Source organism: Streptomyces sp. SD31, assembly GCF_052068475.1.
Taxonomy (GTDB): Bacteria; Actinomycetota; Actinomycetes; order Streptomycetales; family Streptomycetaceae; genus Streptomyces.
The window spans coordinates 110,372-123,565 of sequence record NZ_JBQHCX010000019.1; the positions used below are offsets into that span (position 1 = coordinate 110,372).

At 68.8% G+C, this 13,194-nt stretch carries 8 protein-coding genes and 1 pseudogene; all 9 read right to left on the reverse strand.

Annotation, left to right across the window (positions count from 1 at the left end; translation table 11 throughout):
- Positions 1 to 177 precede the first annotated feature (177 nt).
- The 9 genes and pseudogenes from ACTMVF_RS34275 to ACTMVF_RS34315 all read right to left on the reverse strand — a co-directional run bounded on the left by ACTMVF_RS34275 (position 178) and on the right by ACTMVF_RS34315 (position 13,161).
- Positions 178 to 1,983 (reverse strand): RICIN domain-containing protein, encoded by a 1,806-nt coding sequence (locus tag ACTMVF_RS34275; protein ID WP_441274946.1) that lies wholly within the window; start codon positions 1,981 to 1,983, stop codon positions 178 to 180.
- A 16-nt stretch (positions 1,984 to 1,999) separates the two neighbouring features.
- The gene (locus ACTMVF_RS34280; protein WP_441274947.1) at positions 2,000 to 4,162 is read right to left on the reverse strand and encodes a beta-galactosidase; all 2,163 of its coding nucleotides are present in this window, start codon (positions 4,160 to 4,162) and stop codon (positions 2,000 to 2,002) included.
- Positions 4,163 to 4,217: 55 nt separating this feature from the next.
- Positions 4,218 to 5,168 (reverse strand): carbohydrate ABC transporter permease, encoded by a 951-nt coding sequence (locus ACTMVF_RS34285; protein ID WP_441274948.1) that lies wholly within the window; start codon positions 5,166 to 5,168, stop codon positions 4,218 to 4,220.
- Positions 5,165 to 6,103, reverse strand: a complete 939-nt coding sequence (locus tag ACTMVF_RS34290) for a carbohydrate ABC transporter permease (RefSeq protein WP_441274949.1) — start codon at positions 6,101 to 6,103, stop codon at positions 5,165 to 5,167. Before ACTMVF_RS34290 ends, ACTMVF_RS34285 begins: the two co-directional genes overlap by 4 nt.
- 92 nt (positions 6,104 to 6,195) lie before the next feature.
- Positions 6,196 to 7,584: an ABC transporter substrate-binding protein gene (locus tag ACTMVF_RS34295; RefSeq protein WP_441274950.1), complete on the reverse strand. Its 1,389-nt coding sequence runs from the start codon at positions 7,582 to 7,584 to the stop codon at positions 6,196 to 6,198.
- A gap of 401 nt (positions 7,585 to 7,985) precedes the next feature.
- Positions 7,986 to 9,119: a LacI family DNA-binding transcriptional regulator gene (locus ACTMVF_RS34300; protein ID WP_441274951.1), complete on the reverse strand. Its 1,134-nt coding sequence runs from the start codon at positions 9,117 to 9,119 to the stop codon at positions 7,986 to 7,988.
- A gap of 176 nt (positions 9,120 to 9,295) precedes the next feature.
- Positions 9,296 to 9,849 (reverse strand): annotated as a pseudogene (locus ACTMVF_RS34305) (beta-galactosidase trimerization domain-containing protein); the annotation flags it as partial.
- A 159-nt stretch (positions 9,850 to 10,008) separates the two neighbouring features.
- The gene (locus ACTMVF_RS34310; RefSeq protein WP_441274952.1) at positions 10,009 to 11,655 is read right to left on the reverse strand and encodes a glycoside hydrolase family 27 protein; all 1,647 of its coding nucleotides are present in this window, start codon (positions 11,653 to 11,655) and stop codon (positions 10,009 to 10,011) included.
- A gap of 90 nt (positions 11,656 to 11,745) precedes the next feature.
- Entirely contained in the window at positions 11,746 to 13,161 is a 1,416-nt protein-coding gene (locus tag ACTMVF_RS34315) for a non-reducing end alpha-L-arabinofuranosidase family hydrolase (protein ID WP_441274953.1), read from the reverse strand.
- Positions 13,162 to 13,194 lie beyond the last annotated feature (33 nt).

Here is a 13,194-nt window from a genome sequence, read left to right on the forward strand (position 1 = left end):
CGACGACGACGGCAGGCTCAGCGACTTCGGACGCGTCGTCAACCACCAGGGCATCGACCTGCCCGCCGTCATGCGCGACGTCGCCCGGCAGGACGACGTGCCCCTTCTCGACCTCACCGCCGACAGCCACGTCACCGGGCCCCGGCCGCTGGGCCTGTCAGGCCCCTGGAAACCGTGCTACTGCACGAGCTCCCAGTCCTGGGACCCGTCCGTGAGCGCGTTCTGCAAGGTCAGCTGCGCCCCGGCAGACGCGCCGGTCAGGTACAGGTTCGGGTTCTTGAGGGACTGCAGCTTGTAGAACCCGTCGTCGGTCTTGACGAGGTTCCAACTGCCCGTGGCGCTGTCATCCACCCATTGGCCGATCTTCTGTCCGGCAATCGCGTTCCCGGTCCAGATGGCCGCCGCGCGTCCGCCCGACTTGTTCAGCAGCGTCTTGCCGCCCTGCGGTTCGGTCACGATGTGCCAGTACTGCGTGTCCGGGTCGCCCGCGGAGCCGGGGGCCTCCAGGCGGACGTCGGGAACGTCGCCGTTGCCGAGGTTCGCGTCGTTGCTGTTGTTCCCGGTGCCGATCACCTGGTCGGTCTTGCGGTTGACCAGCTGGTAGTAGGCGCCGTCGGAGTCGCCGAGGTCGACCTCGGCGAACTTGAGGGTGGATGTGCCCTGGTTGTTGAGGATCGAGACGCGTCCGGTGCCTTCGACGTACGTCAGGTTGCGGCTGTAGCCGGCCTGAGACGTCGTCTGGTACTCCTTCCATTCACCGTCGCTGCGTCCGCTCTCGTTGACCCAGACACTGCCGCTGCCCGCGGCGTTGTAGACCAGACGTCCGCCGGGGAGCCTGATGACGACCGGGCTGCCGTTCATCGAGAGTGTGCGTGAACCGGTGTCGACCGGCAGTGAGTTGACCCCCGTGCCGGTCTGCGAGCCGGTGTAGAACTTCAGGGGGTCGTCGGAGAGCCGGTAGCGGGTGTTGGCCCCGCCGCCCCAATACTCGTAGGTGAGCATCCACTTGCCGTCCGTCGTGCGGACGACGTTCGTCATGCCCGGCCGGCCCCCGCCGATCTCCGTCTTGCCGCCGCCCATGTCCTGGGTCAGTCCCGCGAGGTCGACGACGGGGTTGCTCCACTGCGAGCTGCGGCCGTCCCAGGTCTTGTGCACGAGGATCTGGCCCAGCGAGTCCTTGGCGGTGTCATTCGCCGGGTCGAGCGTGGGGACGCCGGTGGCGGGGTCGAAGCCGGTGTAGTCGTTCTCGTCGGAGTAATAGCAGACGAGCTTGCCCTTGTGGACCATCAGGTACGGCTCCCAGAGCGGATCCACCTGCTTGTTGGTGTTGGCGGTCGCGATGTTCTGCCCGGTCGCGCCCGCGCTGCCGCCCTGCCAGCCGCCTGTCGCGACGATGTTGAGGATCTTCCAGGTCGCCCCGTCGTCCGTGCTGGAGTACAGGGCGATCGCCATGTCCTTGCGGTCTCCGTCGTTCGACGGTATCCAGTTCGGGTCGGCCGCCTTGCGCTCCTTGAAGTACTCGTCGTCGCCCGACACGACACTCGCCAGGAGCAGCGTGCCCTGCTTCAGGTCGCCGACGTCCTGCGGAAGCGCGTAGAGGTACGGGTTGGTCCAGTTGCTCGTGTACTTGGCGTACTTGGGGTCGTTGGAGATGTACGCGGGGGCCTTGACCTCGGACAGGGGCTGCCAGGTCGTGCCATCGTCGTCACTCTTGTAGACCGGGAGGGTCTGCTGGTCGGCGCTTCCCGTCGACGCCACGACGGTGGACTTCTCGAACGATGCCACCAGGCGTCCGCTCGGCAGCTGCGCCGCCTTGGGGTAGACCGCGCAGTTGCCCCGTCCCTTCAGGCACGGTTCGTTGCCGAGCTGGTACAGAGTCCCTCCCGTCGGGTTGTACGCCTGCGCACCGGACGCGGGTACGGCCAGCAGCGCAGTCGCGGCGGTGAAGGTGCCCAGCGCCTTCGCCACTCTTCGTCTCTGCATGGTTCCTCCAACTTGCTTACGGGGTCGGGGTGGTGGTGTCGGCGGACACGAGGACGCGTACGTCCCACGGGCCCAGGTCCAGCAGGGCGTCGACCGGTACGGGGTCGTCGGTCAGGACGTCGGACAGGTCGACCGGGGCCTGGACGCGTGCGGGCTCCCAGCTCCAGTTGTGCACGATGTGCACACGGCGGCCGTCGGGTGACGTACCGGTCGTCGCGGTCACGGACGCGGGCAGACCTTGCCAACCGGCGCGCGAGGCCGGAGCCATCCAGGCGGCCAGCGCCCGGGCGAGGTCGCGGCCGGGCACGGTGCCCACGCAGGTGACGCGCCCCTCGCCGTGGCGGCGGGTGGTGACCGCCGGCCAGCGGCCGAAGTGCGGGTGGTCGTACGAGGCCAGCACCTCGGCGTCGGTGACCGTCAGTCCCTCGATCCAGTGCGTCGCCGTCGCGTCCGCGGCCACGTCGAGCGGACCGCCGGGGACGGTGCGGACCGGAACGTCCCGCTTGAGGTTGCTGAACTCGTCGTACCGGACGCCCGCGGCCTCGGTGAGACGCCCGGGGGCCGGTTCGTGCCGGGCGCGGGCCTCGTGGTCGGCGTACGCGGTGCGCGGACCGAGGACGAGGTGGCCGCCCGCATGGGCGTAGGCCGCGAGCCAGTCGACCGTGGCGTCGTCGACGACGTACAGGGCGGGGGCAACGAGGACCGGGTGGCGCCGCACGGCTTCCTCGGGGGTCATCCCCTCCCGTCGGCCGCTCGGATCGTGCAACTGCCGGGCGTGGACGATCCGCACCTGGCGGCCCGTATCGAAGGCCCCCCGGTAGAAGGGGTCGAAGATGCGGTGGTAGGAGGCCGGGTCGGGGGCGCCGTCCGGCTTGGACAGTGGCGGGTACTTCTGCATCAGCCACTTGCTCGGCATCGAGTAGACCATCGCGATGTCGGCGTCCGGCTCGATCCCGGCGACGAGTGGCCCCGCCTTGTCGAACTCGGCTCCGAGGCGGGCGATTTCGGCGTACGTACGGCCCGGCTGTCCGCTGTGCGGGAGTACGCCGCCCCAGTAGGTCTCCGCGCCGAAGCGCAGGGTCTGCCACTGCCAGTACTCGATCATCCGGGCGCCGCGCGCCACGTGCGCCCAGGCTGCCTGCCGCCACTGGCCGTCGTATCCGGGGCGGTTGTCCCAGCAGAAGCCGATGGAGTTCGCGTTGGTCTCGGTGACCAGGAACGGCTCCTGGCGGGAGGAGAACATCCAGTCGGCGGTCTGGTACATGGACCAGACGCCGGTGGTCTTCCATACCTGCTCGTGGTCGTCGGGCGTCGGATCGGGGAGGAGCAGGCCGTCCTGCATGTCGTAATACGGGTTGCCGGAGGCGATGTCGAGGCGGGCCGACATCTCGTCGTCCTCCACCCCGTTGCGGGTGTAGGAGATGCACGTGGTGACGAACTGCTCCGGGCCGGCGTACTCGCGGACGATGTCGGCCTGCCAGCCGATGAACTCGGTGACCTGCCGGGCCTGGAACTCCCGCCAGGCGACGTCGTACTGAGGCTGCTCGTTGCCGTCCGGGGTCCACAGGTCGGCCCAGGTGGACAGGCGGTGCGACCAGTAGACCAGGCCCCACTCGCGGTTGAGGGTCTCGACGTCGCCGTACTTCTCGCGCAGGTGGTCGACGAAGCGCTGGAAGACACCGTGGTTGTGGAAGAGGTGCAGGCCGGGCTCGTTGTCGACCTGCCAGCCGATGACCGCCGGGTGGTCGGCGTACCGGGCGACGATCCTGCGGATGACGCGCTCCGCGTGGAAGCGGAAGGCGGGGTGGGTGAAGTCGGCCTCCTGGCGGGCGCCCCAGCCGATGCGGTCGCCGGTGCGCCGCTCGCCGGTGATCTCCGGGTACTGGCGGGCCAGCCACGGCGGCACCGCGTACGTCGGTGTGCCGAGGATGACGGAGATGCCGCGCTCGTGGGCGCCGTCGAGGACCGCCTGGAGCCAGTCGAGGTCGAACTTCCCGTTCTCCGGCTCCCAGGTGGACCAGACGGACTCACCGACGCGGATGACGGTGAAGTTGGCCTCGGCCATCAGATCGAGGTCGGTCTTCAGCCGTTCGTCAGGTCGCAGTTCGGGGTCGTAGGCAGGCGTGTACTCGTGGTAGTAAGCGGCGCCGAACAGCACGCGGGCGGGCAGAACCGCCATGAGGGAACCTCCGAAGAGTCGAATGGGGCGTGGTGGTCTGTGCGCCGGCGAGGCGTCACTGCTTGACGCCGCCGGTGGCCAGACCGCTCTGCCAGTACCGCTGCAGGAGCAGGAAGGCGATGACGAGCGGGATGATGGAGAGCAGCGAACCGGTCGTGACCAGGGCGAGCATGTTGCTGTTGGCGCCGGAGCCGCCGCCGACTGCCTGGGACGCCCAGGAGGACAGGCCGACCGTCACCGGGTACAGGCGCGGGTCGTTGAGCATGATCAGCGGCAGGAAGTAGTTGTTCCAGGTCGCGACGAGCGTGAAGAGGACGACGGTCACCAGGCCCGGGGCCAGCAGCCGCAGGGCGATCGTGAGGAAGATCCGCAGCTCGCCCGCTCCGTCGATGCGCGCGGCCTCCAGGATGCTGTCCGGTACGGCGTCCTCGGCGTAGATGCGCATGAGGTAGAGGCCGAACGGGCTGACGAGTGAGGGCAGGACGATCGCCCAGGGGGTGTTGACCAGGTCCACCTTCGCGAAGAGCAGATAGGTCGGGATGGCCAGGGCGGTGGTCGGGATCATGATGGCGCCGAGCACCAGGGAGAAGGCGGCGTTGTTGCCGCGGAACCGGTACTTGGCGAACCCGTATCCGGCGGCCGCCGCCAGGAGCGCGGCACCGAGCGCACTGCCCACGGAGTACAGGACCGTGTTGAGCAGCCAGTGCAGGAAGACGCCGTCGTCGTGCGTCACGGTCTCCCGGATGTTCTCCAGCAGCTGCGGAGAGCGCGAGAACCACAGCCCGAACGAGGTGAACAGGTCCTGGGTGCTCTTGGTCGACGCCACGGCCAGCCAGAACAGCGGCAGGAGGAAGTAGGCGAGGACGGCCAGCATGACGATGGTCAGCGGTGTGCTGTGACGCCGGCCTGACCTCCGGCGCCGCCGGTGTGCGGCAGCGGGCGTGTCGGTCGCGGTGCTGTTCAGCGCCGCCGGGGAGGACGCGGCCGGGGGACTTGTCGTCGTCATGAGGTCCTCCTGCGGTTCGCGGTGAACAGGACGACGTAGGAGAAGATCACGATGACCAGACCGAGGAGGAAGGACACCGCGGCCGCGTAGTTGACCTGCTGTCCGGTGAAGGCGAGGGAGTAGGCGTAGAGGTTCGCGGTGTACGAACTGTCGATGACGTCGGGCGCGAGGTCCTGCAGCAGCTTCGGCTCGTTGAACAGCTGGAAGCTGCCGATCACCGAGAACAGCAGGGTGAGCAGGAGCGCCGGGCGCAGGGCGGGGAGTTTGATGGACCAGGCGATCCGCCAAGGGCCGGCGCCGTCCATCGCGGCGGCCTCGTACAGCTCCTGGGGAACGGTGCGCAGGGCCGCGTACAGGATGATCATGTTGTAGCCGACGAACTCCCAGGTCACGACGTTCGCCAGGCTGCTGAGCATCCATCCGTCGCTGAGGAAGCGGGGGACCGGCAGGTCGAACTTCTCGCCCAGCTGGGCGAACGGCCCGAAGTCCGGGCCGTAGAGGTAGCCCCACATGAGGGTGGCGACCACGCTGGGGACGGCGTAGGGGACGAAGATGCCCAGGCGGATCACCCGCGCGAGCCGCAACAGGCCGCTGTCGAGCGCGAGCGCGAACAGCAGGGCCAGCAGCAGCATCAGCGGGACCTGGATCACGAAGAACGCCGCGACCCGCAGGACTCCTTCTCTGAGGAGCGGGTCCGTCAGCGCGGTCACGTAGTTGTCCAGCCCGACGAACGTGGTGCCGCCTATGAGCCGTTCCTGGAAAAGGCTGAGGTAGGCGGCGTAGCCGAGCGGAGTGAGGAACATCAGCAGGAACAGCACCATGAACGGTGCGACGAACAGCGGACCTGCCGAACCATGGCGCAGGCCACCGAGCCGGCGTCGCTTCGGCCCCGCTCGGCGCGGGTCCTCGGTGGAGGCCGCGGTCGTGGCGGTCATCATCGGACCTTTCTGAGGGGAGAGTTGGGCCGGCCGGGTGCGGGGTCCGGTGCTCTCGCGGTGGGGCGTCGGAGTACGGGACCCGCCGGACCTCACGGGGTTTGGACGGAGAAGCCCTGCTTCTTGGCGTAAGTGGTGAGCCGCGTCTGCCACGCGTCGAGAGCGGCGACGGTGTCCTTCTTCCTGGCCAGAGACGTGCCGACGGTCTCGGTCCAGTCGGTGACGGCCTGGTCGAGGAACGGCGGCCACTGGAAGTCGGGGCTGACCGTCTCGCCGATCTCGGCGAACAACTGGTTGACCTTCTGCCCGCCGTAGAAGGCGGACGCGTTCCCGGCGAAGGACGGGTCCGCGAGCAGTGGCTTCGTCGCCGGGAAGAACGACTGCTTGGTGCTGAAGAGCTTCGCGCTCTCCGGGTCGCTGTTGAGGAACTGCGCGAACACGGCCGCGGCGATCGGGTTCTTGGTCGCCTTGATCACCGCGCTGGTGGAGCCGCCCCAGTTGCCCGAGCTCGGCTTTGCCGCGTCCCACTGCGGCAGGGGCGCCGCCCGCCACTTGCCCGCGGTGGACTTGGCCGAGCCGGAGAGGAAGACCGGCCCCCAGGCGGCGGTGATCCAGGTGGCGTACTTGCCCTTGTTGAGAGCGGAGAACCAGGCGTCGGTGAAGTCCGGCTCGAGGCCGATGACTCCCTCCTGGGCCAGCCCGCCCCAGTAGGCCGCCAGTTTCTTGGAGATCTCGTCGTTGACGCTGATCGAGACGTCGCCCTTGCCGGAGGTCGCGTACGGCTTCGCTCCCGCCTGCCACAGCAGACCGTGCCAGGCGGCGGCCTCGTTCGCGGCCAGGTTGGTCAGATAGACGTCCGGGTCGGCCTTGTGCAGCTTGCGTGCCGCGGCGGCGAAGTCGTCCCAGGTCTTCGGCGGCTCGATGCCGTGCTTGTCGAAGATGTCCGCCCGGTACAGCATGCCCATCGGACCGGTGTCCTGCGGGATCGCCCAGATCTCGCCCTTGGGGCCGCTGACCTGCCCCCACGTCCAGTCGACGAACGTGTCCTTCAGCTTGGACGCGCCGTACGGGCTCAGGTCCAACAGGCTGTCCGTGATCGTGAACGTGGGTATGGCCTGGTACTCCATCTGGGCCACATCAGGCGCGCCCTTGCCGGCCTTGATCGCCGTGCGCAGTTTCGTGTAATGCTCAACGCCCTGGCCGGCGTTGACGACCTTGACCTTCATGGCCGGGTACTTCTTCTCGAAGAGCGCGACCTCCTGCTCGATGTCCGGGACCCACGTCCAGAACGTCAGCTCGGTCGGAGTCTTCATCGCCTTGTCGATGTCGGTCTGGCTGACCGGTCCGGCGGGGGAGGCGGAGCCGCCGTCGCTGCCGCCGCAGGCGGTCAGTGCGGCTCCGAGCGAGACCGCTCCCGTGGCGGTGAGGAAGAGCCGACGGCTCATCCGGGAGGTGCTGGGGGTGAAGCTGGCTGTGTGCATGGTGAACTCCCGCCAATGGCTGAGGAATTGGCACGCCGGGTGAGGACGTGCGCGAAGAGGGAGACAAGAAGGCTTTGGGCGTGGCCGGCCAGGGCCTGACGTCGCCATGACACGGACACACCTGTCAGACAGACTTCGCCCGGCGGACGGTCCACCTACCGGTGGGGTGGAAGCTGCGGCTCGGGGAAACAACGGGTAGAGCTGTGAACCGTTCGTTGCGGCGAACCTGGTCTGTGGCTGCCGCGCGAAGGCGGGGAGAGGCGTCGCTCGCGCAACGGGGTGTCCGCACAGGTGCGGGCGCGCTCTGAGGAAGGGGAAGCGAGCGGAGACCGGTGCGGCGGCTCGCCTCAGTGCCACGCGCCCGGAACTGAGGAAGGCGGCGCGGGCAAGGTCTGCGCTGTTCAGCCGTGGGTGGAGGCACCTCCGTTCAGGTCTGGACTGTGCCGGGTTCCGCTCGAAGGGGAGCTCGCATGCCGACCCTTATCTGGCGTCGTCCGGGTCGAAGGGGGCGCGGTCGAACTGCGGATCACGAGGTCGACCGGGGGATCACTCGCCGGCAAGGGGTCCGCCTGCGGGTTCTCGATGGCATGCACGAGGCGCTTGAGTCCCTCCTGCGCCACGGCGTCGAACGGCTGACGCATCGTAGTGAGAGGTGGGGTCACATAGGGGGCCACCGGGATGTCGTCGAAGCCGACGACGCTGACATCCTCCGGGACACGTCGGCCTGCTTCTGCCAGGGCCCGGACGAGGCCGATCGCCATGTCGTCGTTGGCGGCGAACACCGCGGTCACCTCGCCGTCGGAGGCCAGTTCGCGGCCCGCCGCGTAGCCGGACGCGGCCGACCAGTCACCCTCGACGACGGGCGGCACTGTCCTGCCGTGCGCGGTGAGCGCCGCCCGCCAGCCCTCCGCGCGGTCCCGGGCGGCGTACCACCGCTGCGGACCGGCGAGGTGGTGAACAGTTTCGTGCCCCAGCTCCAGCAGGTGCTCGGTGGCCGTTCGCGCCATCAGATCCGCACCGGTGCCGGCGGCCAATGCCCTGGGTGTGAGCATCGGCGGCGCGCCGAGGACGAGGACGGGCATGTCGAGTCGGGCCGACAGGTCGCCGTCGTGCCCCTCGTCGATCGGCTCGGAGATGACGATGCCGTCCACGCCCTGATCGAGGAGCGACTCCACCGCGCCGACGACTCCCGCGGGGTCGCCTTCCATCGTGTTGACCACGCGGAGGGCGTACCCCGTGTTCCGCGCGGCGCGCTCGACCCCCATGATCAGTGAGGCGGGCCCGTACAGGGCGGTTCCCAGCGTCACGACCCCGATGGACCGCGTACGTCCGGAAGCCAGCGCTCGGGCGGCGTTGTTCGGCCGGTAACCGAGTTCCTCGGCAGCTTCGAGAACGCGTCGGCGCACGTCGGCGGAGACATACGGCTCGTCGTTGAAGACACGGGACACGGTCTTCTGCGATACGCCCGCCAGGCGGGCCACATCCACACTGCGCGGTGCGCCGGAACTTCCGCCCCGCCTTGCCTCTCGCGCCATGGTGTCTCCCGACGATCGTGACCGAATCATCGCTGTCTGATGTGCGCCTGACTGCGCTGACATGTCTACGCAGTCATAGGACGGCCGTCAAGTGTCTGGAACAACTTCGTAACCTCATGTGAACACCGGTTCCTGGAGCAGCCTGCCGATACGGTCCCCGCCCGGGGCAACCGCCATCAGCGCGTTTCCCGCACTACGGCAACGCCGCCGGCGGGAACGGTGACCGACCCGTGGACGGGCTGGAACAGGTAGTCCGCGTCGGTCCCGCTGCGGCGAACGGCCTCGATGCCGACCGGTGCCGTGGTGAGGACGGGCCGGACGTCGGCCTCGTCCCGGATACGGTCCAACAGCGCCGCCAGGGTGACCGGATCGGGACGAGTGGCCAGGTACCAGGCGGTGCCGGTGCCGGGGCGTTCCTCGTCACGGCCGGTACGCCGGCCAGTGGCCCGTCGGCGTAGGAGGCGATGGCCTCGGCTTCGGTGAGACGGACGCGTTCGGACCACAGGGTGGCGGTGGCGTTCTTGGGGACCCGGCCAGTGAGCCGGCGGGTCTCGTCGGGGAGCAGCGGGAACAGTTCGTCCGTCCGCACACCGAGGGCGTCCCGGAAAGCGCCGGGGTAACCGCCGAGCCGGGCGTGGCAGCTCTCGTCGACCGCGCCGCTGTGAAAACCGACGGCAAGGGTGCCGCCGCGCTCCGTGAAGCCGGTGAGATTCGCGGCGTCGCCCGGGTCAGTGCCGTGCCAATTGGAGTGCCCGGCCGGTGACCGCGGCGATCGGTTCGAAGTCCCGGCTCGGTGGAGCGGAGCAGGGCAGTCCCCCGAGCTTGGCATGCTGTCGTGGGACTGCCCTTTTCCGGTCAGGCATCTGCCTGCGCGTGCAGGGGTGGCGGCTTACGGGAGCGTGGTCCACTTCTGGTTGGTCTGGCCGTTGCAGGTCCACAGGACCAGCGCGGTCCCGTTCGCGGTGCCGGCCCCGTTGACGTCGAGGCACAGCCCGGCGTGGACGTTGCGGATCGAACCGTCGGCTTGCGTGGTCCACTTCTGGTTGTTCTGGCCGTTGCAGGACCAGATGATGACCGGCGTGCCGTTGGTGGTGCCCTGGTTGGAGGCGTCCAGGCACTTGTCGCCGTAGACGCGGATCTCGCCTCCGGCCCATGTGGTCCAGAGCTGGTTGGCGGCGGTGTGGCAGTCCCAGATCAGCGTCTTCGTCCCGGCCGCGGTGGAGGCACGGTCCACGTCCAGGCAGCGGCCGGACCCGGTACCGCGCAGGCGTGCGGTGGTGGAGGCCACGGGGCTGCCGCCGCTCACCCGGAACACGGCCACGCCGTGCGCGGGGACGCTCGCGGAGATCTGACCGGAGGTGCTGGACGTGGCGCCGGTCCACAGGTCGGTGAGGGTGAACGGCCCTCCGGTGAGGCCGACTTGGGCGGCCGTGGTGGTGACCGTCGCGGTGTTGCCACCCCGGTTGAACAGGCCCACGGCGACCGAGCCGTCGGACAGGGGCTTGGCGAACACCTCGGTGTCGCCGTCGTCGCGCACCCTGCGCCCGCCCGCGCCCAGCCGGTCCTGGTTCACCGCCAGCAGCCGTGGGTTGCGCAGGATCGCGCTCACGTCGGCGGACATGGTGCGGATGTCGTTGCCGGCCATGAGGGGTGCCGAGAGCAGCGCCCACAGGGCGAAGTGGGAGCGGGACTCGGTCAGGGACAGACCGGGGCGGCCGACGACCAGCATGTCGGGATCGTTCCAGTGTCCCGGGCCCGACTGAGCGGCCAGCGGCGCGGTGACGTCCAGGACGTTGCCGACGCCCATCGGGTAGCTGTTGGTGTTGTTGTTCTGCCAGATGTCGAGCAGGTCCTCGGTCGTCCGCCACAGGTCGGCGACCTGGCCCCAGTTGTACTTGTCGCCGGTGGGGGCGTGGAAGCTGTTGGGGTTGATGCTGTAGACGATCGGCCGCCCGGTGGCGCGCAGGGCGTCGCGCATGATGGTGAACTGTGCGATCTGCTCGCTCAGGGTGCCGCTGCCGGAGCACCAGTCGTACTTGAGGTAGTCCACGCCCCATGAGGCGAACGTGTTGGCGTCCTGGGCCTCGTGACCCTTGCTGCCGGTGGAGCCGGGGTAGGTGCCCACGCCCTGCGCGCAGGTCTTCTCGTTGGGCGCCTGGTAGATGCCGAACTTCAGGCCCTTGCTGTGGATGTAGTCCCCGAGCGCCTTCATGCCACTGGGGAACTTGGTCGGGTTGGCCCGGAGGTTGCCCGCGCTGTCGCGCTGCGGGTCGAACCAGCAGTCGTCGACGACGACGTACTGGTAGCCGGCGTCGCGCATGCCCGAGGACACCATCGCGTCGGCGGCCTCGCGGACCTGTGCCTCGGTGATCCCGCATCCGAAGCTGTTCCAGCTGTTCCAGCCGAGCGGCGGGGTGAGCGCGGGGCTGCCCGGTGCGGCCTGGGCGGTCGTGCCGGCGGAGGCGGTGACGCAGGCGCTGAGCGTCAGCGCGGTGGCCGTGAGGAGACGCAGCAGTCGTCTGTGTATGGGGACCATGGGGGGTTCCTTCCTGGGAGACAAGGCGGAAGCAGTTTGTGACCGTGCCTGATGGGCACCGTCACAAGCTTCTGGTTGTGTGCTCGCGGGTCAGCGCTGCAGGGTGAGCAGGCCCGGCCGGTACGGCAGGTCCACGTAGTCGGTGCCCGGCGGGACGTTGGGGGACAGGCCCTGGTAGAGGAACTGCAGGTTGCAGGGGTCGATGGTCATGGTCTGGTCGGGGTTGCTGCGGACCAGGTCACCGTGGCTGATGTCGTTGGTCCAGGTGGCACCGCTGTTGGCCTTGCCGGCGAAGGGATTGGACTCGGTGGCGGCCTGCGGGGTCCACGGACCGTTCAGGCTGGAGGCCGTGAACGAGCGGAAGAAGCGGTTCTCATTCACACCGCGAGCCTCGACGATCATGAGGTACTGGTTCTGGCCCTGGACCTTGTAGACCTCCGGCGCCTCGAAGAGGTTCTTCTCCGTGTCGGTCATGACCGTCTCGTACGACGAGCCGAAGCTGCTGGGGAAGTTCCCGATCGGCATGGTCGACTTGAAGATGCCGCCCTTGTCATTGGCGAAGAACATGTACATGTTCTGGTCGTCGGCGATCAGGGTCGGGTCGATCGGGCCGCCGACGGGGAGGCTGCCGGTGAACAGTGGCTGCGCCGCGGACCAGCCGTTGGGGTTGGTGGGGTCGCTCGACGTGCGGTAGACGAAGGGCCATTGGGTACCCCACCCATTTGAGGCCAGCACCCAGATGTTCTTGGGCGCGAAGTAGAACAGTTTGGGCGCCACGGCGGACTGGCTCATCCGGGTCTGGCCGGCCGAGGCCATGTCCGACCAGTTCGTGAAGGGAGCGAACCCCATCGATCCCCAATTCGATCCGTCAGAGTAGGTCCCGTAGACGAGGCGCTTGCCGTTGTACGTCACGGTGGTGAAGTCCTTCAGCGAGGCCCACCCGTTCGCCGGCTGCGCCAGCGGGCCGGTCGAGCTCCACCGGTACGTCGACGGAAGAGCACACGTGCCGCCCGGCGGCGTGGACAGGCCGGTCCACTTCTGGTTGCTGCCGCCGTTGCAGTTCCAGAGCTGCACCGCCGTGCCGTTGGCCGTGGCGCCGCCGCTGACGTCCAGGCACAGCCCGGACTCCACGGCGACGATCGTGCCGTCGGAGTTGACCCGCCACTGCTGGTTGGTACCGCCGTTACAGGACCAGAGCACCGGCCGCGTCCCTGCCGTGTTGGCGTGGCCCGGAACATCGAGGCACTTGTTGCCGTACACGGTCAGCTGGTTGTTGTCCGTCAGCGTCCACTGCTGGTTGGTCCCGCCGTGGCAGTCCCAGATCTGCACGTTCGTACCGTCGGCCTGGCTGGCGCCCGGCACATCGAGACACCGGCCGGAACCAGTGCCGCGCAAGGCGCCGCTGGTGGCCGCCTGAGCCGGGTTGGCGACGAGCGTCGCCGCCGAGGCGACCAGGGCCGCGAGCACCACAGGCAGATGCCTGCGGCTGAAAGTGCGTCTGAGCATGGGGACCTCATTTCTTGGGTGAGCGGTTCCGGG